The sequence below is a fragment of the Spirillospora sp. NPDC048911 genome, assembly GCF_043198015.1.
Taxonomy (GTDB): Bacteria; Actinomycetota; Actinomycetes; order Streptosporangiales; family Streptosporangiaceae; genus Spirillospora.
The window spans coordinates 21,347-42,718 of sequence record NZ_JBICUD010000014.1; the positions used below are offsets into that span (position 1 = coordinate 21,347).

At 69.7% G+C, this 21,372-nt stretch carries 27 protein-coding genes and 1 tRNA gene; 11 read left to right on the plus strand and 17 right to left on the minus strand.

Annotated features, from left to right (window positions below; genetic code table 11):
* The first annotated feature begins 7 nt into the window (after window positions 1-7).
* The 3 genes from ACGFNU_RS44680 to ACGFNU_RS44690 all read left to right on the plus strand — a co-directional run bounded on the left by ACGFNU_RS44680 (window position 8) and on the right by ACGFNU_RS44690 (window position 1,957).
* Entirely contained in the window at window positions 8-256 is a 249-nt protein-coding gene (locus tag ACGFNU_RS44680; RefSeq protein ID WP_392602766.1) for a hypothetical protein, read from the plus strand.
* Window position 257: 1 nt separating this feature from the next.
* On the plus strand, window positions 258-1,334 hold the full coding sequence (locus ACGFNU_RS44685) for a YbhN family protein (RefSeq protein WP_392602768.1): 1,077 nt from the start codon (window positions 258-260) through the stop codon (window positions 1,332-1,334).
* Window positions 1,335-1,501: 167 nt separating this feature from the next.
* Window positions 1,502-1,957 carry a DUF6069 family protein gene (locus ACGFNU_RS44690; protein WP_392602769.1) on the plus strand — a complete coding sequence of 152 codons (456 nt, stop codon included), beginning with the start codon at window positions 1,502-1,504 and terminating at the stop codon, window positions 1,955-1,957.
* A gap of 52 nt (window positions 1,958-2,009) precedes the next feature.
* Here ACGFNU_RS44690 and ACGFNU_RS44695 read toward each other — a convergent pair whose 3' ends face one another.
* The 3 genes from ACGFNU_RS44695 to ACGFNU_RS44705 form a co-directional block, all read right to left on the minus strand.
* Window positions 2,010-2,420 (minus strand): hypothetical protein, encoded by a 411-nt coding sequence (locus ACGFNU_RS44695; RefSeq protein WP_392602770.1) that lies wholly within the window; start codon window positions 2,418-2,420, stop codon window positions 2,010-2,012.
* A gap of 209 nt (window positions 2,421-2,629) precedes the next feature.
* The gene (locus tag ACGFNU_RS44700; protein WP_392602771.1) at window positions 2,630-3,124 is read right to left on the minus strand and encodes a DUF1269 domain-containing protein; all 495 of its coding nucleotides are present in this window, start codon (window positions 3,122-3,124) and stop codon (window positions 2,630-2,632) included.
* A gap of 146 nt (window positions 3,125-3,270) precedes the next feature.
* On the minus strand, window positions 3,271-3,771 hold the full coding sequence (locus tag ACGFNU_RS44705; RefSeq protein WP_392602772.1) for a hypothetical protein: 501 nt from the start codon (window positions 3,769-3,771) through the stop codon (window positions 3,271-3,273).
* 110 nt (window positions 3,772-3,881) lie between these two features.
* Here ACGFNU_RS44705 and ACGFNU_RS44710 point away from each other — a divergent pair, with 110 nt between their 5' ends.
* Window positions 3,882-4,433 (plus strand): hypothetical protein, encoded by a 552-nt coding sequence (locus ACGFNU_RS44710; protein ID WP_392602773.1) that lies wholly within the window; start codon window positions 3,882-3,884, stop codon window positions 4,431-4,433.
* 301 nt (window positions 4,434-4,734) lie between these two features.
* Here the strand turns inward: ACGFNU_RS44710 and ACGFNU_RS44715 are convergent, their stop codons facing one another.
* From ACGFNU_RS44715 to ACGFNU_RS44725, 3 genes are all read right to left on the minus strand, one after another.
* On the minus strand, window positions 4,735-4,971 hold the full coding sequence (locus ACGFNU_RS44715; RefSeq protein WP_392602774.1) for a hypothetical protein: 237 nt from the start codon (window positions 4,969-4,971) through the stop codon (window positions 4,735-4,737).
* A gap of 70 nt (window positions 4,972-5,041) precedes the next feature.
* Window positions 5,042-5,488, minus strand: coding sequence for a hypothetical protein (locus ACGFNU_RS44720; protein ID WP_392602775.1), 447 nt, complete (start codon window positions 5,486-5,488; stop codon window positions 5,042-5,044).
* A 55-nt stretch (window positions 5,489-5,543) separates the two neighbouring features.
* Window positions 5,544-5,948, minus strand: a complete 405-nt coding sequence (locus ACGFNU_RS44725; RefSeq protein ID WP_392602776.1) for a hypothetical protein — start codon at window positions 5,946-5,948, stop codon at window positions 5,544-5,546.
* Window positions 5,949-6,069: 121 nt separating this feature from the next.
* Between ACGFNU_RS44725 and ACGFNU_RS44730 the strand changes: the two genes are divergently transcribed.
* Entirely contained in the window at window positions 6,070-7,521 is a 1,452-nt protein-coding gene (locus ACGFNU_RS44730) for an MFS transporter (RefSeq protein ID WP_392602777.1), read from the plus strand.
* A 44-nt stretch (window positions 7,522-7,565) separates the two neighbouring features.
* Entirely contained in the window at window positions 7,566-8,108 is a 543-nt protein-coding gene (locus ACGFNU_RS44735) for a potassium channel family protein (protein ID WP_392602778.1), read from the plus strand.
* 32 nt (window positions 8,109-8,140) lie between these two features.
* Here ACGFNU_RS44735 and ACGFNU_RS44740 read toward each other — a convergent pair whose 3' ends face one another.
* On the minus strand, window positions 8,141-9,955 hold the full coding sequence (locus tag ACGFNU_RS44740; protein WP_392602779.1) for a glycoside hydrolase family 15 protein: 1,815 nt from the start codon (window positions 9,953-9,955) through the stop codon (window positions 8,141-8,143).
* 193 nt (window positions 9,956-10,148) lie between these two features.
* Between ACGFNU_RS44740 and ACGFNU_RS44745 the strand changes: the two genes are divergently transcribed.
* From ACGFNU_RS44745 to ACGFNU_RS44755, 3 genes are read left to right on the plus strand one after another with little or no spacing between them, the layout of a single operon-like run.
* Window positions 10,149-10,748: a sulfite oxidase-like oxidoreductase gene (locus ACGFNU_RS44745; RefSeq protein ID WP_392602780.1), complete on the plus strand. Its 600-nt coding sequence runs from the start codon at window positions 10,149-10,151 to the stop codon at window positions 10,746-10,748.
* Complete coding sequence (locus tag ACGFNU_RS44750) at window positions 10,741-11,433, plus strand: ferredoxin reductase (RefSeq protein ID WP_392602781.1); 693 nt, start codon at window positions 10,741-10,743, stop codon at window positions 11,431-11,433. The genes ACGFNU_RS44745 and ACGFNU_RS44750 overlap by 8 nt, the downstream gene beginning before the upstream one ends.
* Before the next feature lies 1 nt (window position 11,434).
* Window positions 11,435-11,707: a DUF6510 family protein gene (locus ACGFNU_RS44755; protein ID WP_392602782.1), complete on the plus strand. Its 273-nt coding sequence runs from the start codon at window positions 11,435-11,437 to the stop codon at window positions 11,705-11,707.
* 126 nt (window positions 11,708-11,833) lie between these two features.
* Here ACGFNU_RS44755 and ACGFNU_RS44760 read toward each other — a convergent pair whose 3' ends face one another.
* Window positions 11,834-12,295: a MarR family winged helix-turn-helix transcriptional regulator gene (locus ACGFNU_RS44760; protein WP_392602783.1), complete on the minus strand. Its 462-nt coding sequence runs from the start codon at window positions 12,293-12,295 to the stop codon at window positions 11,834-11,836.
* Window positions 12,296-12,407: 112 nt separating this feature from the next.
* Here ACGFNU_RS44760 and ACGFNU_RS44765 point away from each other — a divergent pair, with 112 nt between their 5' ends.
* Window positions 12,408-13,250 carry an alpha/beta fold hydrolase gene (locus tag ACGFNU_RS44765; RefSeq protein ID WP_392602784.1) on the plus strand — a complete coding sequence of 281 codons (843 nt, stop codon included), beginning with the start codon at window positions 12,408-12,410 and terminating at the stop codon, window positions 13,248-13,250.
* Between the two features lie 678 nt (window positions 13,251-13,928).
* Here the strand turns inward: ACGFNU_RS44765 and ACGFNU_RS44770 are convergent.
* From ACGFNU_RS44770 to ACGFNU_RS44785, 4 genes are all read right to left on the minus strand, one after another.
* Window positions 13,929-15,095 carry an NAD(P)/FAD-dependent oxidoreductase gene (locus ACGFNU_RS44770; RefSeq protein ID WP_392602785.1) on the minus strand — a complete coding sequence of 389 codons (1,167 nt, stop codon included), beginning with the start codon at window positions 15,093-15,095 and terminating at the stop codon, window positions 13,929-13,931.
* A gap of 94 nt (window positions 15,096-15,189) precedes the next feature.
* Window positions 15,190-15,753: an HD family hydrolase gene (locus ACGFNU_RS44775; RefSeq protein WP_392602786.1), complete on the minus strand. Its 564-nt coding sequence runs from the start codon at window positions 15,751-15,753 to the stop codon at window positions 15,190-15,192.
* 45 nt (window positions 15,754-15,798) lie between these two features.
* Window positions 15,799-16,047 (minus strand): SCO4226 family nickel-binding protein, encoded by a 249-nt coding sequence (locus tag ACGFNU_RS44780; protein ID WP_392602787.1) that lies wholly within the window; start codon window positions 16,045-16,047, stop codon window positions 15,799-15,801.
* A gap of 187 nt (window positions 16,048-16,234) precedes the next feature.
* Entirely contained in the window at window positions 16,235-16,402 is a 168-nt protein-coding gene (locus tag ACGFNU_RS44785) for a hypothetical protein (protein WP_392602788.1), read from the minus strand.
* 135 nt (window positions 16,403-16,537) lie between these two features.
* Here ACGFNU_RS44785 and ACGFNU_RS44790 point away from each other — a divergent pair, with 135 nt between their 5' ends.
* Complete coding sequence (locus ACGFNU_RS44790) at window positions 16,538-17,326, plus strand: helix-turn-helix domain-containing protein (protein WP_392602789.1); 789 nt, start codon at window positions 16,538-16,540, stop codon at window positions 17,324-17,326.
* A 403-nt stretch (window positions 17,327-17,729) separates the two neighbouring features.
* Here ACGFNU_RS44790 and ACGFNU_RS44795 read toward each other — a convergent pair.
* The 5 genes from ACGFNU_RS44795 to ACGFNU_RS44815 form a co-directional block, all read right to left on the minus strand.
* Window positions 17,730-17,803, minus strand: a tRNA-Ala gene (locus tag ACGFNU_RS44795).
* Window positions 17,804-17,857: 54 nt separating this feature from the next.
* A complete protein-coding gene (locus tag ACGFNU_RS44800) occupies window positions 17,858-18,418 on the minus strand; it encodes a hypothetical protein (protein WP_392602790.1) in 561 nt (186 codons plus the stop codon).
* 229 nt (window positions 18,419-18,647) lie between these two features.
* The gene (locus ACGFNU_RS44805; protein ID WP_392603003.1) at window positions 18,648-19,277 is read right to left on the minus strand and encodes a GNAT family N-acetyltransferase; all 630 of its coding nucleotides are present in this window, start codon (window positions 19,275-19,277) and stop codon (window positions 18,648-18,650) included.
* Between the two features lie 193 nt (window positions 19,278-19,470).
* Window positions 19,471-20,610 (minus strand): N-acetylglucosamine-6-phosphate deacetylase, encoded by a 1,140-nt coding sequence (gene nagA, locus ACGFNU_RS44810; RefSeq protein ID WP_392602791.1) that lies wholly within the window; start codon window positions 20,608-20,610, stop codon window positions 19,471-19,473.
* A gap of 269 nt (window positions 20,611-20,879) precedes the next feature.
* Entirely contained in the window at window positions 20,880-21,368 is a 489-nt protein-coding gene (locus ACGFNU_RS44815; RefSeq protein ID WP_392602792.1) for a molybdenum cofactor biosynthesis protein B, read from the minus strand.
* Window positions 21,369-21,372: the final 4 nt, after the last annotated feature.

Consider the following 21,372-nt stretch of genomic DNA (forward strand, 5'->3'; position numbering starts at 1 on the left):
GGGGGACATGAAGAAGTTCCCTGACGGGCCGGCCGAGCAGACCGGCTCCTACGAGATAAGGATCAAAGGTCGCGTCAGCGAGACCTTCCACGGCGCCTTCGACGACCTCACGGTCACCCTCAATCCGGTCGAGACCGTGCTGTGCGGCTCGGATCTGGACCAGGCCGCGCTGTACGGCGTGCTCGCGCGGATCCAGGCGCTCGGCTTCGAGCTGATCGAAGTGCGCAGGCTGCCGCCGGCACCGCCGGGAGGATGAGATGGCGGAGAAGATCGGCAAGCCGAAGGTCCTGGAGAGCAAGAGATCCTCCCCGCTCCAGTCACTGGTGCGGATCGCCCTCACGCTGCTGGTGCTCTATCTGATCTTCGGTGTGCTGATCCCGGAGTTCGCCGACTACGCCGAGATCTGGGACGCGATCCAGCAGCTCGACGTGGCCGCGGCCGCCGGCCTGGTCGGGCTCGTCCTCATCATCGAGTCGCTCAAGTCGACGCCGCCGGTGATCCTGATCCACCGGCTCGGGCTGCGGCAGTCGTTCCTGGCCCAGGAGACCTCGGCGCTGATCTCCAACACCGTGCCCGGCCCGTCGGGCACGGCGTCCCGGTACGTCACCTACCGGCGCTTCGGCCTCACCACCGAGGACTTCGGCCGCTCGACCATCGTCAACGGCCTCTGGAACAACGCGATCGTGCTGCTGCTGCCGACCGCCGCCATCGGGCTGCTGGCAACGCAGCGCGACATCCCCGGGAAGGTCCTGGTGCTCGTTCTCGCCGGGCTGGTCATCACCCTCGCCGGGATCGTCGTCGCCGGGCTGATCCTGCACAGCGAGGCGTTCGCCCGCCGCATCGGCGCGGGGACGGGCCGTACGGTCAACTGGGCGCGCGGCCTGGCCAAGCAGGAGCCCAGCCCGCAGGACTACGCGCAGGCCGTGGTGGACTTCCGCTTCGATCTGCGCGACTCGATCCAGCGCCACTGGCTCGGCCTGACCAGCGCCATCGCCACCAAGGAGATCACGACCTTCGTCGTCCTGCTGCTGTCGCTGCGGGCGGTCGGCGCCGGGCGCATCACGCTGACCGCGATCGACATCTTCGCCGTGTACGCGTTCGTCCGGCTGCTCACCATCATCGAGATCACGCCGGGCGGCGTCGGGGTCACCGAGGCGCTCTACATCTCCAGCCTGATGTGGGCCTCCGGCGGCGCGGCCGAGAACGAGATCGTGGGCGGCGTGTTCCTGTTCCGCATGTTCACCTACCTGGGCCCGATCCTGCTCGGGATGGCCTGCTGGCCGGTCCTCGGCCGGATGCTGCGCCGGGCGGACGCGGCGCAGCCGACCACGTGAGGCCACGCAGCCGACCACGTCAGGTCACGAGGGGTCAGGACCGGCTCCGAACGGACCCCGCGAGTGCGTCCGGCGTTCCACGCCCGTCAATCACCCCCGCGGGGTGAGCCGAGCCCTTCTTCGCGGCACCTAGGTTCCGGGGTAATCCCGGACATGAGGAGATCGCCATGTCGATGTACCAGCAGCCCAGCCAGGAGACACAGGCGGCCGACGCCTCCAAGCTGTGGGCCGGCGGTCTGGCCACGGCCTGCGTCACGGCCCTCGTCGCGTTCGTCGGCGTGCTCATCGCCCGCGGCGTCTTCAACGTCGAGCTGCTCTCGCCTGAACGCGAGGGCACCGTGGGGGGATCGCCCACCGGCGGCTACGTGGTGATGGCGTTCATGGGCGCCCTGATCTCCACGCTCATCCTGCAGATCCTGATCACGCTGACGCCCGATCCGCTCGGCTTCTTCTCCTGGATCGTGGGGCTGGTGACGCTCAGCCTGGCCGTCGTCCCGTTCACCACCGACGCGCCGATCTCCAGCCAGATCGCGACCGGCCTGATCAACCTGTCCATCGGCATCATGATCATGACTCTGCTGCCGCAGATCGCCTACACCCGGCGCCCCGCGCAGGGCCCCTGACCCCGCGCGGCAGCGTCCGCGGCGCTACCCCCCGCGCCTTGTCACCCCCGCGTCACCCCCGCGCCTCGTCCCGCCCGTACACGCACAGCGCCCAGATCACGAAGACGTCGAGCGCGATCATGACCAGCGACCAGAACGGGTAGTAGGGGATGAAGAAGAAGTTGGCGATGGCGCTGAGCACCGCCATGCCGATGCCGACGACGCGGGCCCACACCTGCCCGGCCATGACGCCCGCTCCGGCCGCCGCGACGACGATGCCGAGCGCCAGGTGGATCCAGCCCCACACGGTCGCGTCGAACTCGTAGGCGTAGTTGGGGGTCGTCACGTAGAACTCGTCTTCCAGGATGGCCGCGAAGCCCGCGATCGCCTCGAACACCCCACTCATGATCATCATGATCCCGGCGAAGAGCACGAAGCCCACGGTCCAGCCACTCGTCCGGCGCGATCCCGCTGAACGAACCATTGGGACACCTCCCATGCACAGGCCCACGGCAGGGACACCGGGGCGTACTCCATCGAACGCACCCGCCCGGCCGAGCCCATCACCCCCGCTGGGTGACTCCGCCAGATGAGAAGGCCCGAGCTGAGAAGGCCCGGCCGGTCGGCCGGGCCTTCTCGTCCGAAGCTGGTCTGGTCCGAGGCTGGTCTGGTTCGGAGCTCGTCTGGTGGCGTTCAGGCGGTGGGCTCGCCGTGCAGCGCCTGCTGCAGCTCGTTCTCGGTCTCCTTCGACAGCGACGACTTGAGCACGGTGCCGCCGTACTTGCTCATGGCCTCCACGGCCTTGTCCGGCGTGACCTTGTCGACCACGAGGAAGAGCGCCGAGGTGCCCGGCTTGAGCATGGCCCGCACCTGCTCCTGGAACTGCTTGTCGATCCCGGACTTCTCGATCTTGCCCATGAGCGCGCCCATGCCGGCGCCGAGGGCCATCCCGAAGAACGGGACGAAGAAGAGCATGCCGAACAGCAGCCCCCAGAACATGCCCCACGTCGCGCCGCCCGCCACCGCGTGGTGGTTGGTGGTGACATGGAACTTGCCCTCCTGGTCACGGGTGATCACCGCGACCGCGTCGGGCTGGATGACCAGGTCGCGGCTGAGTCGCTGGACCTCGCGCTCCGCGTCGATCGCCGTGGTCTCGTCCGGGTAGCCGATCGCGATCAGATCCGCCATGGCGGTCCCGTCCTTCCTGATCCTGGGCTTGTGTCAGCACCAGGGAATGCGGCCCGGCCCGCCGCGACATCACCCGCCAGGGATGACCTCTGTGCACTGGGACGGCCTCAGCGCATGGGGGACGGCCTCGGCGCGCTGGGGTGACCTCAGTGGGCCAGCAGCACCTTGAGCGCGACGACCACCAGGCCCAGCACGAGGTTGACGGCCGCCGAGACGACGATCAGAAGGAGACCGGCGTCCGCCTTCGTCCCCGCGATCACCGTCCAGCCCACCTGGCTCACCAGCGCCACGGCCAGCGCCGTCCACGCCGCCGCCGCGTCCGGCAACCCCAGGAGCGCGCACGACAACGCCGCGAGCGCGGGCGGGAACGCCGCCTGGGCGAGCGGCCACTCCTTCCGGCCGATCGCCCGGACCTCCGCCCGGCTCAGCGGTACGCCGCGTTCCCGATCACCGGCCAGGCTCGCGTACACGTGCGCCAGCCAGAAGACCAGACCGGTCGCCAACAGCAGCAGGGCCAGCACGCCCGCGGGCGTCGGATGTTTCCGCGGCGCGCTGCCGACCACCACGGACGCGGCCAGCAGGGACCCGTACACCGCTCCCGCGTAGTCCACCCGCTTCGTCGTGTCCGGATCCGCGACCACGTTCATGGAAACCCACTGTCCGGGGCCGGGACGCCCGGCGTATCACCCACGGCGGAGGAGGAGCCGCCTCCGTGACCGTGACAGGTTGTGCCGACACCGAGTGTGGAGGTGGGCTCATGACCATCGGACCCGTTCAGCTGATCGTGCTGGGCTTCGACCACCCCGACTTCCGGGGCGAGATCATCGCCGAGCTCGAACGGCTGCGCGCGAGCGACACCGTGCGCGTGATCGACGCGCTGGCCGTCTACAAGGACAAGGAGGGGACGCTCGAGGTCGAGCACCTCAGCAACCTCACCAGGGACGAGGCGATCGAGTTCGGGAGCAAGGTCGGCGCCCTCATCGGGCTCGGCATCGAGGGCGAGGAAGGTGTGGTGCCGGGCGCGATCGCCGGGGCCGAGGCCGCCGCCGAGGGCGTGCCCGTGTTCCCGGAAAGCGGGGAGGCCTGGGACGTCCTGGCCGACATTCCCGCCGACAGCGCCGCCGCGCTGCTGCTGATCGAGCACCACTGGGCCGTGCCGCTCCGCGACGCCATCATGCGCGCGGGCGGGTTCCGCATCAGCGACGGCTTCATCAGCCCGCTCGATCTGGTCGAGATCGGCCTCCACACGGCGGAGGAGGCGGAGCGGCTCCACGCGCTGGAGACCGCGGCCGCGGCGAACCGCCACTGACACGGGCGAGCACTGACACGGGCGGGCACTGACCCGCACGAACGCGACCGAGTACGCAGGAGGCACACGATGTTCGGAGCACGCAGGGTGGCGCGGCGCACGAGCCGGCGCACCGCACGCCGGGTGGCCAGGCGCCGCGACTGACGGAGAACGTGGCTAACGGACGACGCGGCCGACGAACGACGCCGCTGACGAACGACGAGCCCGTCCGTTCATCGTCCCCCGGCCGGGCGGGCGAAGGGCGAGTGGCTCCGGGAGTCGAGCCCCGGAGCCGCCCGCCTCAGCCGCTCGACATCCGTCCTCAGCTGCTCGACGTCCGTCTGAGCCGCTCCACGATCTCCGCCCACGCCGCCTCGTCCACCTGCACGCCCGCGTCGTGGGCGCACGTACGCGCTCCCCAGCTGCGGACGCTCGCGTCGCGCCGAACCCACTCCTCCGCACCGGCCGACGCCCGGCGGCGCCGCCGGCGCCACAGGAGCAGCCCGCCGACGGCGGCCGCGCAAACGAGGATCGCCACCAGAACGGCCAGCACCGCCACGGATCCTCCTTCCGGAAGCGGGCGGCCCCGATGACCACGGCAGGACAGGGACCGCCCGCGGCCTCCTCGCTTAGGCGCCGGCCTCCTCGGCCGCCGACCGGTCGTAGACGCACAGCGCCCAGATCACCAGGGCGTCGAGCGCGATCATGATGATGCTCCACACCGGGTAGTACGGCATGAACAGGAACTGCGAGATCATGTTCACCGCGACGAGCCCGATGCCGAGCACCCGGGCCCAGAGGGCGCCCGTCAGCACCATGAAGCCGACCACCGTGACGACGATGCCGAGGATCAGGTGGATCCAGCCCCAGACGGTGACGTCGATGTCGTACACGTAGTTCTTCGTCACGACGAAGAACTCGTCCTTCAGGAGCGCGGCGAATCCCTGGATCGCCTGGAAGGTCCCGATCAGCGCCATCGTGACGCCGCCGAAGACCGCGAATCCGACGGCCCACCCGCTGACCGGCTCGCGTTCGGGCTCGGCGCGCAGGCGCCGCGCGGACATCTGTTCTGACATGTGAACCTCCGGTTTCGGTTGTTCCGGCAGGGAGCCGTTGTTCCGGCAGGGAGCTTCAGCCGTCCCGGTAGGGACGCATGTAGACGGCGAGGGCCCAGATCACGGCCACGTCGAGGGCGATGAGCGTGATGGACCAGACCGGGTAGTTGGGGATGCCCATGAAGTTGGAGATCGCGCTCGCCGCCGCCACCGCCATGCCGACGGCGCGGGCCCATGCCATGCCCGCGAAGACGCCGAACGCGGCGAAGCCGACCAGGACGCCGATCCCGAGGTGCACCCAGCCCCAAGCGGTCGGATCCCACTCGAAGACGTAGTTCGGGGTGGTGACGTAGAAGTCGTCCTGGGCGATCGCCGAGATGCCCGCGATCCCCTGGAGGATGCCGACCAGCAGCATCATGATTCCGCCGAAGACCGCCAGGCCGAGGGCCCAGCTGTGCTTCCTGGTGTTGGCCTCGATCATGGCCGCAGCATCACCCGTCCTGCCGCCGCCGGAATCACCCGCGGCGGATGACCCGGCGCGGCGCGGGTCCGGCCGATCCTGTGACGATGGACGACATACGCGCCGCGAACGGCCGCCTGCCGTGACCGGCACAGCGGAAGAACGGACCACGGCGGCGCGGGCGATGGTCTTCCCGCTGGCGTTCGCCCAGTTCGTCTGCAGCTACGCCGCCACGAACATGAACGTGGCCATCAGCACGATCGCCGACGACATCGGGACCTCCGTCCGCGGGATCCAGACGACGATCACGTTGTTCACGCTGACCATGGCGGCCCTGATGATCGCCGGCAGCAAGCTCACCGACATCTGGGGCCGCAAGGCGTGCTTCGTCGCCGGGCTCGTCGTCTACGGCACCGGCGCCCTGCTGGCGACGCTCGCCCAGGGCCTGGGCCTGATGGTCATCGGCTACTCGCTGCTGGAGGGCGTCGGCTCGGCGCTGCTGATCCCGCCCATCTACATCCTGATCACGGTGGCCTTCGACGACACGGGCTCGCGGGCCAAGTACTTCGGGGTCGTCAGCGCCGCCGCCGGACTGGGCTCGGCCGCGGGACCCCTCCTCGGCGGCGTGATCACCAGCTCGATCGGCTGGCGCGCGTCGTTCCTCTCGCAGGTACTGGCCGTCGCGTGGATCCTCGTCCTCAGCCGGCGCGTCATCGACCCTCCCAGAACCGGGCCGAAGCCGCACTTCGACGGCCTGGGAGCGGTCCTGTCGGCGGCCGGGCTCTTCTTCGTGGTGCTGGGCGTGCTCCAGTCGGGCACCTACGGCTGGTTCGTCTCACGCGAGGCGTTCACCGTGGGAGACGTCGAGCTGATCCCCAAGGGCGGGATCTCCCCCGTCTGGGTCTTCATCGCGATCGGCGCGGCCATCCTCTGCTGGTTCTTCCTTCACGTCCGGCAGAGGGAGAAGCACCACAAGAACCCGCTGGTGTCCGTCAGGCTGTTCCGCGACCGCACGTCCAACCTGGGACTGACGACGCAGACGATCCAATGGCTCACCATGCAGGGCACCTTCTTTGTCATCTCGGTCTTCCTGCAGCAGGTACGGGGCTTCAACGCGATCCAGACGGGCCTCACCCTGATCCCCGCCACCGCCGGCATCCTCATCGCCTCCGCCGCCGCCGAGCGGATGGCGCACCGGCACTCGCAACGACGCCTGATCCGCGCGGGCTTCGGCACGGTGCTCCTCGGCTTCGGGCTGCTGCTCCTCCTGGTGCGCGAGCAGTCGAACGTCCTCACGTTCGCCCCGGGCCTGCTGCTGATCGGGCTCGGCATCGGGATCATGCTGACCGCGTCGGTGAACGTGGTGCAGTCGAGCTTCCCCGAGCGCGACCAGGGCGACATCTCCGGCCTCTCGCGCAGCGTCTCGAACCTCGGATCGTCGCTGGGCACCGCGCTGGCGGGCTCGATCCTGGTCGCCGCGTCCCATCCGGGCGGACGGCCGTTCGCCCTCTCGCTCACGATGATGGCGGTGATCACGTTCATCGGCTGGGTCGTCGCCCTGCTGATCCCGCGCCGGCGCCCGGAGAGCCGGTGAGCCGGGAACGCGAAGCGCCGATGAGCCCGGGACACGGAGCGCCGATGAGCCCGACACCCGGAGCGCCGGTGAGCCTGGGACGCGGCGGAGGCCTCCCGCCGCTGCGGCCCCTGATACGACCGGCCGTGACGACGGCGTGCCTCCTGACCACGTACTACGTCATCCCGCTGGACCGGAGCTTCACCGTGACCACCGCGGTCCTGCTGGCCTGCTCCTTCGTCGCGCTCGGCGTCCTGTTCACCTGGCACGCCCGCTCCATCGTCCGCTCGTCGCATCCCCGCCTGCGCGCCGTCGAGGCCCTGATGACCTCGGTCGTCCTGTTTCTCGTCCTCTTCGCGCTGGCGTACTGCCTCATGGACAACGGCTCGCGGGACGCCTTCTCCGAGCCCCTGAGCAGGACCGACGCCCTCTACTTCACCGTCACCGTCTTCGCGACGGTGGGCTTCGGGGACATCGCCCCCCGCTCCGAACCGGCCCGGATCCTCGCCATGGTCCAGATGATCGGCGACCTGATCATCGTGGGCCTGGCCGCCCGCATCCTCGTCGAAGCGGTGCGCCGGGGCCTGGACCGCCAGGCCCGCAACTGATCAGGCCCGCAGCTGATCAGGCCCGCAGCTGATCACAACATCTGGTCGAGACGCATGGCCGCCGTGATGAGAGCCAGGTGACTGAAGGCCTGCGGGAAGTTGCCCAGTTGCTCGCCCGTGGGCCCGATCTCCTCGGAGTAGAGGCCGAGACGGTTGCCGTAGGTGAGCATCTTCTCGAAGGTGAGCCGCGCGTCGTCGAGCCGTCCGGACCGGGCTAGCGCCTCGACGTACCAGAACGTGCACATCGAGAACGTGCCCTCTGCCCCGCGCAGCCCATCGGGCGACGCGGCCGGGTCGTACCGGTAGACGAGGCTGTCGGAGACCAGTTCCCCGTCCATCGCGCGAAGCGTGGACCGCCATCGCGGGTCGTCCGGCGCGACGAAGCCGACGAGCGGCATGTACAGCAGCGAGGCGTCGAGCACCTCACCGCCGTAGTGCTGGACGAACGCCTGCCGGTCCGCGCTCCAGCCCCGTTCCATGATCTGCACATAGATCTCGTCGCGCGTCGTCACCCAGCGCTCGAGATCGGCGGGGAACGCGCGGTCACGGGCGATCCGTACCGCCCGGTCGAGCGCGACCCACGACATGAGCCGTCCGTAGACGAAGTCCTTCGGCCCGCCGCGCGTCTCCCACAGCCCGGCGTCACGTTGATCCCAGTGGCCGCACAGCCAGTCGACGACACGACGGAGACCGACCCAGCCCTCGTAGCCGATCCCCAGGCCCCGGGTGTCGGCGAGGTAGACCGAGTCCAGGGCCTCGCCGTAGATGTCGAGCTGCGTCTGCTGCGCCGCGCCGTTCCCGATGCGGACCGGCCGTGACCCGCGATACCCCTCCAGATGGGAGAGCTCCTCCTCCCGCAGATCACTCGACCCGTCGATCCGGTACATGATCTGCAGCGGCGCGTCCGCCTCCCGGACCCGCCGGCCGAGCCAGGTCAGGAACGCCTCCGCCTCCTGGTCGAACCCGAGCCCCAGCAGCGCGTGCACCGAGAACGAGGCGTCCCGCACCCACGTGAACCGGTAGTCCCAGTTGCGCTCCCCGCCCACCTGCTCGGGGAGGCCCGCGGTCGGGGCGGCGATCAGCGCTCCCGTGGGGGCGTATGTCATGAGCTTGAGCGTCATGGCCGCCCGTTCCACCATCTCCCGCCACCGGCCGCGGTAGCGGGACCGCCCGACCCACCCGCGCCAGAAGTCCCGGGTCTCCTCCAGCAAACCAAGGGCTTCGCCCGGCGACCACAACCGAGGCGGACCGTCCGGCGCCGTCTCCAGCACCACACCGCCCGCCTCCCCCGCCGAGGCCGACACCACGGCCCGGACGCCGCCGCGCTCGGTGACCTGGAGCTCCGCGCCCTGACGCGGCGGCACGCCCGCCGCCCGCACCACCGACAGGTTGACGCTCATGAGGTCCCCATGGAACGCCGCGCCGTTCTCGGTGATCTCGGTCTTGTGGTCCCGGCGCGCGTAGTCGAACGCGGGCTCGCACTCGACGACGAACCGCATCTGCCCGCGCACCACCCGGACCAGCCGGACCAGCCGATGCCGCTCGGTGGCCACCGTGCCCGCGACCGGCATGAAGTCGATGACCTCGCCCACCCCGTCCGGGGTCATGAACCGGGTGACCAGCACGGCCGTCCCGGGCAGGTAGAGCTGCCGGGCGACGTGATCGCCGCCCTCCGGCGCGATCCGGAACCGCCCGCCCTTCTCCCGGTCGAGCAACGCGGCGAACAGGCTCGGCGAGTCGAACCGCGGGCTGCAGAACCAGTCGACCGTCCCGTCATCCCCGACCAGCGCCGCGGTCTGCAGATCGCCGATCAGCCCATGATCCTCAATCCCCGGATAAGCACTCATGCCGCGACCATGACAAACCCACCCCGCCCCCAACTCACCCATTCCGGATGACCCCCCACCCCCGCGCTCCGTCCCAGGCCGCGGGCACACGGCTGGGTGGTTGGTCGGGGTCGCGGTCGGTCTGCGATGCTGTGGGCGGGCGAGCTGGCCCTCCGAAGCCGTCTGCGCCGGTCAGCCGACCAAGGAGGGAGACATGGCCACCTTCACACGCGGGTTCCACGGCAGGCGCCGTGGCGAGGACGATCGGCTCCCGCCCGGTCAGTACCTCACCGACGACTTCCCCGTGCTCTCCGCCGGGCCCACTCCGCGCGTCCTGCCGTCAGAGTGGGAGTTCACCGTCGAGACCGAGGCCGGGCAGGTGCACCGGTGGTCGTGGCGGGAGCTGATGGCGCTGCCGTCCGAGACTCCGACGGTCGACATCCACTGCGTGACCACCTGGTCCAAGCTCGACACCACGTGGCAGGGTGTCTCCCTCGACGTGCTGCTGGAGGACGTCGAGACGGTGGCGGAGTATGCACTGGTCCATTCCTATGGCGGCTACACCACGAACCTGCCGCTGGAAGACCTCCTGGACGGCAAGGCCTGGATCGCCTACCGCTACGGCGGCGAGGAGCTCCAGCCTCAGCACGGTGGCCCCGCCAGGCTGCTGGTGCCTCATCTGTACTTCTGGAAGTCGGCCAAGTGGGTACGCAGCATCCAGCTATTGAACGAGGACTCGCCCGGCTTCTGGGAGACCGCCGGCTACAACAACTATGGCGACCCTTGGCGCGAGCAGCGCTACGCCGATGATTAAGTGGCGCACCGCGCGCCTGGTCAAGGTGCGCGACGAGAACCCCACCGCCCGAACACTGGTCTTCGACGTCCCTGGATGGGCCGGGCATCTCCCCGGCCAGCACGTCGACGTCAAGCTCACCGCAGAGGACGGCTACACCGCCCGCCGCAGCTACTCCCTGGCCGCCCCAGAAGGCGTGGAGCTCACCGTACAGCGAGTGAGCGACGGCGAAGTCTCGCCCTATCTCACCCAGGACATGGAGCCTGGCGACGAACTGGAGCTGCGCGGCCCCGTAGGCGGCTGGTTCGTCTGGCGCCCCACCGTCCCTGAACCGGTGCTCCTGGTGGCCGGAGGCGCGGGCATCGTTCCCCTGATGTCCATGATCCGGGCTCGCCGCGCCGCCCAGGTGGAGACCCCGTTCAAGCTGGTGTACGCCCTGCGCTCCCCCGAACAGCTCTACTACGCCGATGAGCTGCGTCCCGACCCCGCCGTGGCCGTCACGCTCGCCTACACCCGCAGCGCCCCGGAGGGCCACCGGCGGCCGCCCGGCCGCCTCACCGCCGCCGATTTCGGTCCGCACATCCCGGCCGACTGCTACGTGTGCGGCCCGACCGGCTTCGTCGAGGCCGCCGCCACGCTCCTAGTCGAGCTCGGCCACGACCCCGCCCGCATCAAGACCGAACGCTTCGGCCCCACCGGAGACTGACATGGACTACCTCGACGGCAACGCCCTGGCCGGACCGCTGGCCGAGATCTTCACCAACGACGTCTCGGCAGCCGTGGGCCGCTGCGCCTCCTGCGGCATGACCGGCCCGGTGGCCTCACTCCGCGTCTACGGCCCGGCCCCTGGCCTGGTCGCGCGTTGCCCAGGCTGCGACGAGGTCATGCTGCGCCTAGTACGAAGCCCAGACGCCGCCTGGCTAGACCTGTGCGGCACCACATGCCTACGCATCCCCCTAGAAAGCCCAGCGGAACCGTGACGCCTAATGCCTTCACCCGTCATGGACGACCGGCACCGCAGCCGAGTGGCGGGCCTGGTCAGCCGCGACCGGGAACGCGCTAGGGGGTGAACGCGTCCCCCGGCGGCGTTGCGCGGGCCAGGGCTGTTACTTGGCGGTGTTGCTGCTCAGGTGGGCGGCGTGGGCGGTGGCGTTGGACGTGAGGGTGCGCAGTACTTCCTGCAGGTCGGCGATCACGGCGTCGTCGAGGCCCATGGCGTCGCTGATGGCCTTGGGGACGTCGCGGGTCTTCTCTTGCAGGGCCCGGCCCTCGTCCGTGAGGAGGATCGTGACGGAACGTTCGTCGTCCGGACGGCGCCGCCGTGCCAGCAGGCCGCGCGCCTCCAGCCGCTTGAGCAGCGGTGAGAGGGTGTTGTAGTCGAGCCTGAGCTCGTCCACCAACTCACGGACCGTGCGTTCGCCGTGCCGCCACAGCGTGAGCATCACCAGGTACTGCGGATAGGTCAGCCCGAGCGGGTCGAGGAGCACGCGGTACACGGACGTGACGCTGCGGGAGGCGGCGTACAGGTCGAAGCAGAGCAGCTCCGCCAGCGGCGACTCGGGATCCATGCGCTCAGTGTAATCGAATGCACATCGCCAGCGATTAGCTCGCACACGATGTAATCGTGTACGCTCCACCTCAATGCGGGAATCACCCGCTACGGAACAGAAGGGCAGGAACATGGCGTACATCACCGTGGGCACCGAGAACACGACACCGGTCGAGCTCTACTACGAGGACCACGGCTCGGGCCGTCCCGTGGTGCTCATCCACGGCTACCCGCTGGACGGGCATTCCTGGGAGAAGCAGGTTCCGGGGCTGCTGGAGTCCGGGCACCGGGTCATCACCTACGACCGGCGGGGCTTCGGCCGGTCCAGCCAGCCGACCAAGGGCTACGACTACGACACCTTCGCCTCGGACCTCGACATCCTGATGCGCACGCTCGACCTGCGCGACGCCGTGCTGGTCGGATTCTCGATGGGCACCGGCGAGGTCGCCCGCTACATCTCCACCTACGGGACCGAACGCGTCGCGAAGGCCGCGTTCCTCGGCATGCTCGAACCGTTCCTGCTCAAGACCGACGACAACCCCGGCGGGGTCGACCAGAGCGTGTTCGACGGCATCCTCGCCGCCGTCAAGGCCGACCGGTACGCCTACTTCGACGCCTTCTACGCCGACTTCTACAACACCGACGAGAACCTCGGCACCCGGCTCAGCGAGGCCGCGCTCCGCTCCAGCTGGAACGTCGCGGCCGGCGCGTCCGCCCACGCCTCGGCCGCCGCCGTCCCGACGTGGATCACCGACTTCCGCGCCGACAGCGCCGCCGTCGCGGCCTCGGGCGTCCCGACCCTCCTGCTGCACGGCACGGCCGACCGCATCCTGCCGATCGACGTCACCGCCCGCGCCTTCCGCAAGATCCACCCGAGTGCCACCTACGTCGAGATCGACGGAGCGCCCCACGGCCTCCTGTGGACGCACGCCGAGGAGGTGAACGAAGCGCTCCAGGCCTTCCTCAAGGCCTGAGCGGCAACCAAAGGGGCCCAAACCAAAGAACTGGGCCCCTTTGCCAACGCCTGAAGTCCGCCCCGTGGCGATCACCGCATGGACAATGTCCCCGCCGAACGCGGCAGAAGCCCGATGCTGCCACCGGACGCCCAGGACGGACGCCACCACCGGACGCCGGAGGAACACCGTCACCGAGCGCGCCGGAGGCGAAGGCCCCACCGAGCGCAAAGAGCGAAAGCCCCACCAGGCGCGCCGGGCGCGGACGCCGCCGCCAGGGGCGCCGGGGGCGAACGCTGCCACCAGACGCCGGGCGGACGCCCTCACCGGAGGCGAACGCCTCACTGAGCGCAAGGGGACGCACGCCACCACCGGGCGCGCCGGGGGCGCACGCTTCCACCGGGCACGTCGGGTGGACGCCGCCACCGGGCGCGCCCAGGGCGAAAGCCTTACCGGGCGCGCCGAGGGCGGACACCGCCATCGGGCGTGCCGGGGGCGAAGGCTCCACCGGGCGCGGGAGCGAATGCCGTCACCGGGCGCGTCTGACTCACGATGCCACCGGGCACGTCGGGCGGACGTTGCCATCGGGCGTGCCCAGGGTGGACGCTGCCACCGGGGGCGCCGGAGCGGACGCTTGCATCGGGGGCGAAGGCATCCATTGGGCGTGCCGGGGGCGGGCGGTGCCAGCGCGTGGTGGGTTCATTTGGCGGCGACCGGCTTCTTCTCGTCGCGGGGGAAGAAGGGCAGCTCGATGTAGACGCGGTCGGCGGCGGCGAGGATCTTGGTCGCGTCGTCGACCGGCGGGTGGATGTGGTGGTTGATCCGCTTCTTGACCTCCTTGCCTTCGGTGCCCGAGGCCATCACCCGGCGGTCCCAGCCCCGGGTGAAGATCGCACCGGCGGCGCCCAGGTCCAGGCAGGTCACGTATGGGCCGGGGGTGAAGTCGCGCAGCGGCACCCCCACCAGGTCGGCCGCCGCATTGTATCCGGCGACCTTGCCCAGCGGGGTGGCGTGCTGACAGGCCTGCATGACCATGTGCTCGTCGTCGAAGGCCGCCGCGGCGGTGTCGCCGGCGACGAACACCTCTGGCAAAGCCCGCAGCCGCTGATCCACCGGCACCCGGCCCAGGTGGTCGAGCTCACCGGAGATCTGCCCGGTGAGCTCGCTGGCCCGCATCCCCACCGACCACACCACCGCGTCCGCCTCGACCCTGGTGCCGTCGGACAGCACGGCGTATCCGTCGCCGACCTCCGTCACCGTCGTCCCCAGGCGGCGCTCGACGCCCAGCTCGTCCAGCGCCGCCTCGATCGCCTCGCGCGGACCCGGGCCGAGCGGGGCCGCGACCGTCTGCGACCGGTCGACCAGCAGCACCCGGCCCCGCCCGGCCAGCTCGGTCGCGGCCTCCAGGCCCACGAATCCGCCCCCGACGACCACCACCGAGAAGTTCTCCCGGCCGCGCAGATGATCGGTGAGCCGCCGTGCCCCCTCCAGCGTGTCGATGTCGAAGAGTCGCTCGGCGCCAGGCAGACCCTCTGGCCGAACGAGCTTGCTGCCCGCCGCCAGTACCAGCCGGTCGTAACCGATCTCTTGGCCGTCGGCCACCACCACGCGTCGGCCAGTGTCGATCGCGCTCACCCAGGCCCGCACATGCTCGACACCGATGGGCTCCAGAATCCTGCTGAGCTCCACCTTGCCGAGCTCCGGCTCCGGCTCGTACAGCCGCGGCCGCAGCACCAGGTGCTCGCCCGGCGCGATCAGCGTGATTCGCAGATCCGTGTCCCCGTTCGTCCGTTCACGTGCCAGCGCCGCCCCCGCCGCGCTCCACGCACCCGCGAACCCGCCTCCGATGATCACAACATGTGCCATCGTCCCGTCCTCTCAGCCTCACCCCCCGCGGCTCGGAGGGTTCGACAGGTAGACAAGACGACGGGTCCAGCTGTGACCGCCGCGAGCGAACTTTCTAGGCGCCCATGGCCCGCATGATCCAGTCGAGAGATCCGGTCTTCTGCGCCTCCTCGGCGAGACGCTTGGCGGACGCGGTCTGGAGCTGAGCAAGGGAGCTGTCGACCCACGGCTGGGTGTTCTGGTTCCCCTGCTCCCGGTACTCCATGGCCTGAATGAGGCACTCCAGCTTGTCCGCGTCACGCGCGCACACCGCCTCGGCACTGACCTGGCCCTCGTACTCCCCCACCACAGCCGTGACCATCTCGGTCACCGGCCCGGGCAGGCCACGCATCTGATGTTCAGTGACCTGCTCGTTGGCCGCCTTGGTCACATACGGCTTGGCCAGATAGGGAAGGTCAGTGAGACGCGTCTCCTGACTGTCATGGAAAAGACTGAGCAACGCGGCGCGCTCAGGATTCGCGCCCTCCATCACCGCGAGAACGCTCGCGATGATCGCCGCCCGGAACGAGTGATCGGCGATGCTCTCCGGATCCTTCACACCCGCCACGAGCCAGCCCGTGCGCTTGTAACGCTTCAGGAGCCCTACCTCGTACAGAAAGCCCGCCAACTCGTTCGCCATGCTCACCCTTCTACCGGCCATACGTAGACCGTAGAGGGAGCCCGGCTACACGCTGAGCGGAACCATGTGGATCTCGTCGGCGCGATGCCCCGCCCGCTCGTGGACGCGCTGTACGGCCTCCGCGGACGGCGCCTCGGACAGGCAGTAGACCAGGCCCGAGTCGGGATCCGCCCAGGCGTGCTCGAAGGTCACGCCCTCCTCCGACTGGATCGCCACATCAGCGTCGTGCGCCTGCTGAAGCTGCGCGGCGGTGACGCCCCTGAACCCGTGGTGTACGTCCATGAACTTAGCCATGGCGCATGCCCTCCCCCGTGACTCGCAGGCCCGTTTTGGCCCACGTGCATCCAGTGCACCACCCAACAAACCCTCAGAAAAGGGATCAGCAAGCAATAACCTGGGCAAACATCAACCAACCACCCCCTCAGAGCCGTGCGCGCCCCTCGTCGCGGCACACGGCTCAGCAAGCCCTGGACGTCCGTCGTCAGAACATGGAGTTGTCGTTCTTGGAAGCTGAGGGGATGGTCTGGAGGACGTCCCAGTGTTCGACGATCTTGCCGTTGGGGTCGAATCGGAAGATATGGCGGCCTTGTTCGTCTCCGGGTCGCTCATCGTGCTCCTTGGGATCGGACGCCAACTGTGCGCACGGCATGGTGACTCACACCCCCGTGCCACGCTTGCGACGATAAGAACAACGGTCAGCGTGGTGAATAAGGGATCCGTGATGGTCAATCGGCGACAAGTTGGTGTGCGTCAGATCGGATATCACCCTGCCGACGGCCGCCCTGTGGGGATCGAGGTCGTAACGCTGGCCGACATCACCGGCCGAATCCCCGTCGACACGCTGACCTCAGCGCACCGGGCAGACTTCCACACCCTCATCCTGATCACTGCCGGGGAGGGCCACCATGAGATCGACTTCGTCGCCCACCCCTGCCGGCCCGGCACCCTGCTGTGGGTACGGCCGGGACAGGCCCACCGCTTCCACCTCCCGGGCCACCTCGACGGCAAGGTCGTCCTGTTCACCGCCGACTTCCCATCCAACCTCGGCAGCGCAGAACCGCGGCTCACCGCCCCCTCCTGGACGCCGCCCAAACCCGACCGCACCGCGATCTCCGCCACGATCGACCAGATCGCCACCGAACGCTCCGCACCCACCCACGCGATGTCCGTCGCCCTGCTCCGCCACCTGCTGGCGACCCTGCTCCTGCGCATCAACCGACTTCCCACCGAAAATGTCCATCGCGCCGACTCCGCCACCGCCGAACTCTTCTGCCGGTTCCAGGCCGAACTCGAACGCTCCTACGCCATCACCCGCTCCGCCGAGCACTACGCCGCCCGCCTCGGCTACACCGTCAAACACCTCACCCGCGCCTGCGTCGCCGCCACCGGCCACCCCGCCAAGCACCTCATCGACGCCCGCGTCGTCCTGGAGGCCAAACGTCTGCTCGCCTACACGGACGCCCCCATCGCCGACATCGGCCGCCGCCTCGGCTTCACCGACCCCACCAACTTCGGCAAGTTCTTCACCCGCCACACCAACACCTTCCGCCAAGCGCAGAACCTGACCCCATAGCCCGAACAGGCCAGCCCAGATCGCGCTCACTGCGCCACGAACCGGATGTGCCGCTGCATGAAGACCCGCTGGCCCTCGGAACGCGCGCGGACGAGGTAGAGGGCGAAGTCGCGCCCGGGATGGTCACGCCTCTACTGGTTGAACATGTACGGCGTTCGCTTCGAGTTCCGTGGATCGGTCATCTTTGCCGAGGTAACGGAGCAGTGCGCGCAGGGCGGAGGAAGCTACGCGGCCATGCAACCCCACACGCCGCCAGCCAGCAGTTCGTCCAGTCGGCCGGCTCCAGATGACGCGGACTCAGGCGAGTTGACCGGCCGCGTCATCTCGTCGGAGAACTCGATGACAAATGATCAAGGCCCGATCGGATGATGTTCCGATCAGGCCTTTGACCTGCGTTCCTGGGTGGAGCTGAGGGGATTTGAACCCCTGACCCCCTCGATGCGAACGAGGTGCGCTACCGGACTGCGCTACAGCCCCAAGGACTCCGCAAGGTTAGCAAACATTGGGGGTGCTTCGCGCATCGGTAAGCGCTCAGCCGCCCACGACGCGGCGGTCGTCGGCGTACTGGTCGAAGACCTCTTCTTCGACGTGGGGGACGAGTTCGATCACCTCGGCGTCCTCGGCGGCGGCTTCGGCGGCGGCGCGGCGGGCGGCGGCGCGGGCGTGGGCCCGTTCCTCGGCCTCGGCGCGGCGCTGCGCGACGTCCATGCGCACGGCTACGCGGAGTAGCGAGAGGTGGCCCGCCAGGAGGAGGACGGGGGGCACGGAGACCCACCACGGGGCCAGGCCGGTGGCGATCACGATCACAGAGGTCACGGTCAGGAGGAGCAGGCCGGTGGTGCGGCGGCGGCGCCTGGCGATCACGGCGGCGCGGCCGGGACGGCGGCGCGGGGCCGGGGACGTGTCCTCGTCGAGGGTCTCCTCGGCGTCCTCGAGGGTGGGCTCTTCGAGCGTGAGTTCTTGGGTGTCGTCGGCTTTCTTGTGAAGGAGCCTGGAGAAACCGGTCGTCTCGGTGTCACGGCGGAGCCACATGGGCACGAGGACGACGGCCCACACCGCGACGATGGCCAGATAGAGAACCGTGCTGCTCACCGGCTCACCACCCAGGCACGCTGAAGATGCGGGCCGACTCTCGGCGCGCGCACGTGCATTGGGAGCAGGGCCACGACCCGCACGGTACGAGTCGCTGTTAGAGGTTGACGAGCATAAGGGGCGGTGTGTCGCGAGATCGATCTCGCGGTTACTCTCTGTTTGCCAACTCTTCGTGATCGCAGGATATTTACCACCCGCGCAAACTCGAAAGTCAGCGCGGACCCAAGTGTCAGGGCGACGAGGACGAACGCGGAAATGCCTGTTTGGTGCTGGCCAGCCAGCGCGAGCGCAGACCGCCGGGCACGTCCTCGACCGTGAGGGCGTAGCAGATGTGGTCACGCCACGCGCCGTCGATGTGCAGATGACGTCGCCGGATTCCCTCTTCCCGGAATCCCAGCTTTTCCACCACCCGGCGGCTGGCGCTGTTCTCCGGACGAATGTTTGCCTCGACACGGTGGAGCCCGACCGTGAAGAAACAGTGGTCGACGGCGAGTGCGACGGCGGTCGGGATCACCCCCCGGCCGGCCACCTGGCGGTCGACCCAGTAGCCGATCTGCGCCGACCGGGCGGAGCCCCAGACGACCGCGCCGATGGTCAGCTGACCGGCGAACCGGCCCTCGTGGGTGACCACCCAGGGCAGCGCGAGACCCTGCCGGGCCTCCCGGCGCATGGTGTGCACCATGCTCACGTACGGTCCGAGGCCGCTGCGGAACAGCGGCGTCTCGGGGTTGGTCGGCTCCCAGGGCCGCAGCCATTCGGCGTTCCGTACCCGGAGTTCGCGCCAGATGGCGGCGTCCCGATGCCGCAGCGGGCGCAGCCCGACCGGGCCCTCGGTCAAGGTGACCGGCCATCCGCGCAGTCGTTCCACGGCTCCATGATTCCCTGGTGAAGTATCCGGACGCCATCAATTGTCGCCGACAACTCTGCCGGAGTGCAGGTCCGGGGCCTGTTGACACCTTCCCCAAACCGATGATGCGCCCTCAGATCCGGCGAAAAAGCGTCATGTGGCACGGATTTCGGTCAGGAGGCGGCCGGTCGGCGCGCGTTGAGGATCATGACCAGCGGCCGTCCTTCATGACCTTTTCGATCTCCAGGTCGTCGCCGAGCACGACGAGATCCGCCTGCTTGCCGGGTGCGAGCGAGCCGACGCGGTCGTCCAGGCCCAGTGCGCGGGCCGGGATCAACGAGGCCGAACGGGCGGCGTCCTCGATCGGCAGGCCCACGATCTCGACGGCGCGGCGGAAGCCGTCGGCCATCGTGATCGTGCTGCCCGCGATGGACGTGCCGCCGGCGAGCAGGGCGCGGCCGTCCTTGACCTCGACGTCCATCACGCCGAGGGTGTACGAGCCGTCGCCCATCCCGGCCGCCGCCATCGCGTCGGTGATGAGGGCGACGCGGTCGGCGCCCGCGGCGGTGAACGTGAGGCGCGCGACCTCGGTGTCGATGTGCACGCCGTCGTTGATCAGCTCGACGGTGACCCGCGGGTCGTTCAGCGCGGCGACGATGGGACCGCCCTCGCGGTGGTGCAGGGGCCGCATCGCGTTGAAGAGGTGGGTGGCGACCCGCGCGCCGGCGTCGAACGCCTCCCTGACCTGCGCCGCCGTGCCGTCCGTGTGGCCGACCGCGGCGACGACGCCCTCGTCCACGGCGGCTCGGACGAGGTCCAGGCCGCCGGGCAGCTCGGGCGCCAGCGTGATCATTCGCACGTGGCCGCCGCCGGCCTTGATCAGCCGCCGGAACTCGGCGAGGTCGGGGGCGCGCAGCAGCGAGGGTTCGTGCGCGCCGCATCGGCCCACCTCGATGAACGGTCCTTCCAGGTGGACGCCCGCGATGAGACCGTCGGAGGCCAGTTCGGCCAGGCCCGACACCGCGTTCAGCATGTCGTCCGCGCTGCCGGTGACCAGCCCTGCCGTCAACGTCGTCGTGCCATGCGCGCGGTGGAACTCCACGACCTTCCGTGCGTCCTCGGCCCGCCCGCTCTGGTACGAGGAGCCCGCGCCGCCGTGGACGTGCATGTCGACGAATCCAGGGACCACGTACCGCCCGCCCAGGTCGACGACGTCGGCGCCGTCGTTCTCGGACGCGCTGAGGGCGCCGGTGCCCAGCTCGGCGATCCGGCCGCCGTCGATGCGCAGCCAGCCCTGCTGGACGGCGTTCGGAAGGACGAACCGGGCGTTGGCGAGGACGGTCATGGCAGCTTCACACCTCGGCGTCGAGGACGACCGACCGGATCAGGTCGCGGAGGGCGGAGACTAACCCCGCGATTCCGGGCGATCTCCACGGCGAGCCGCAATACGCGGGCCAGGTCGGTCAGGGGGTTTCAGGTCACGCGTAATCATAGTTTCGCCACCCCACCCCCTCGGCCCAGTGGTCGATGGACGGCGGCGTTCGGCGACGTCGGTCCACGAGCGGCCAGGACGCGTCCGGCCTTGGACGGTCAGGGGCGCCTGGTCTTGGGTGGTCAGGGGGCGCCTGGTCTGGGGTGGTCGCCGCCGGCTATCTGGTCGATGGCGTGGGGCAGGACGGGACCCAGGACGGCCACGCCGTCGCGGACGCCGCCGGTCGAGCCGGGGAGATTGACGATCAGCGTGCGGCCGGCGACGCCCGCCAGGCCGCGCGACAGGACGGCGGCGGGGACGGCGGCGCGGCTCTGCATGCGGATGGCCTCGGCGATGCCCGGGATCTCTCGTTCGATCACGCGCCGGGTCATCTCGGGCGTCAGATCCATCGGGGTGAGGCCGGTGCCGCCGGTGGTGACGACCAGGTCGTACCCGGCTTCCACGGCGTCCCGCAGCGCCCCGGCCACCGGCTCGCCGTCGGGGATCACCACCGGGCCGTCCACCTGGCAGCCGAGCTCCCGCAGCAGCTCGACGAGCACCGGGCCGGATTTGTCCGCGTACACGCCCGCCGCCGCCCGGTTGGACACCGTGACGGCCATCGCCCGGATCATCGTC

What these genes read in the sequence shown, in the direction of transcription:
- ACGFNU_RS44680 (WP_392602766.1), top strand. Translation starts at nt 8, where the DNA reads ATGAAGAAGTTCCCTGACGGGCCGGCCGAGCAGACCGGCTCCTACGAG.
- ACGFNU_RS44685 (WP_392602768.1), top strand. Translation starts at nt 258, where the DNA reads ATGGCGGAGAAGATCGGCAAGCCGAAGGTCCTGGAGAGCAAGAGATCC.
- ACGFNU_RS44690 (WP_392602769.1), top strand. Translation starts at nt 1,502, where the DNA reads ATGTCGATGTACCAGCAGCCCAGCCAGGAGACACAGGCGGCCGACGCC.
- ACGFNU_RS44695 (WP_392602770.1), bottom strand. Translation starts at nt 2,420, where the DNA reads ATGGTTCGTTCAGCGGGATCGCGCCGGACGAGTGGCTGGACCGTGGGC.
- ACGFNU_RS44700 (WP_392602771.1), bottom strand. Translation starts at nt 3,124, where the DNA reads ATGGCGGATCTGATCGCGATCGGCTACCCGGACGAGACCACGGCGATC.
- ACGFNU_RS44705 (WP_392602772.1), bottom strand. Translation starts at nt 3,771, where the DNA reads ATGAACGTGGTCGCGGATCCGGACACGACGAAGCGGGTGGACTACGCG.
- ACGFNU_RS44710 (WP_392602773.1), top strand. Translation starts at nt 3,882, where the DNA reads ATGACCATCGGACCCGTTCAGCTGATCGTGCTGGGCTTCGACCACCCC.
- ACGFNU_RS44720 (WP_392602775.1), bottom strand. Translation starts at nt 5,488, where the DNA reads ATGTCAGAACAGATGTCCGCGCGGCGCCTGCGCGCCGAGCCCGAACGC.
- ACGFNU_RS44725 (WP_392602776.1), bottom strand. Translation starts at nt 5,948, where the DNA reads ATGATCGAGGCCAACACCAGGAAGCACAGCTGGGCCCTCGGCCTGGCG.
- ACGFNU_RS44735 (WP_392602778.1), top strand. Translation starts at nt 7,566, where the DNA reads ATGAGCCCGACACCCGGAGCGCCGGTGAGCCTGGGACGCGGCGGAGGC.
- ACGFNU_RS44740 (WP_392602779.1), bottom strand. Translation starts at nt 9,955, where the DNA reads ATGAGTGCTTATCCGGGGATTGAGGATCATGGGCTGATCGGCGATCTG.
- ACGFNU_RS44745 (WP_392602780.1), top strand. Translation starts at nt 10,149, where the DNA reads ATGGCCACCTTCACACGCGGGTTCCACGGCAGGCGCCGTGGCGAGGAC.
- ACGFNU_RS44750 (WP_392602781.1), top strand. Translation starts at nt 10,741, where the DNA reads ATGATTAAGTGGCGCACCGCGCGCCTGGTCAAGGTGCGCGACGAGAAC.
- ACGFNU_RS44755 (WP_392602782.1), top strand. Translation starts at nt 11,435, where the DNA reads ATGGACTACCTCGACGGCAACGCCCTGGCCGGACCGCTGGCCGAGATC.
- ACGFNU_RS44760 (WP_392602783.1), bottom strand. Translation starts at nt 12,295, where the DNA reads ATGGATCCCGAGTCGCCGCTGGCGGAGCTGCTCTGCTTCGACCTGTAC.
- ACGFNU_RS44765 (WP_392602784.1), top strand. Translation starts at nt 12,408, where the DNA reads ATGGCGTACATCACCGTGGGCACCGAGAACACGACACCGGTCGAGCTC.
- ACGFNU_RS44770 (WP_392602785.1), bottom strand. Translation starts at nt 15,095, where the DNA reads ATGGCACATGTTGTGATCATCGGAGGCGGGTTCGCGGGTGCGTGGAGC.
- ACGFNU_RS44775 (WP_392602786.1), bottom strand. Translation starts at nt 15,753, where the DNA reads ATGGCGAACGAGTTGGCGGGCTTTCTGTACGAGGTAGGGCTCCTGAAG.
- ACGFNU_RS44780 (WP_392602787.1), bottom strand. Translation starts at nt 16,047, where the DNA reads ATGGCTAAGTTCATGGACGTACACCACGGGTTCAGGGGCGTCACCGCC.
- ACGFNU_RS44785 (WP_392602788.1), bottom strand. Translation starts at nt 16,402, where the DNA reads ATGCCGTGCGCACAGTTGGCGTCCGATCCCAAGGAGCACGATGAGCGA.
- nagA (WP_392602791.1), bottom strand. Translation starts at nt 20,610, where the DNA reads ATGACCGTCCTCGCCAACGCCCGGTTCGTCCTTCCGAACGCCGTCCAG.
- ACGFNU_RS44815 (WP_392602792.1), bottom strand. Translation starts at nt 21,368, where the DNA reads ATGATCCGGGCGATGGCCGTCACGGTGTCCAACCGGGCGGCGGCGGGC.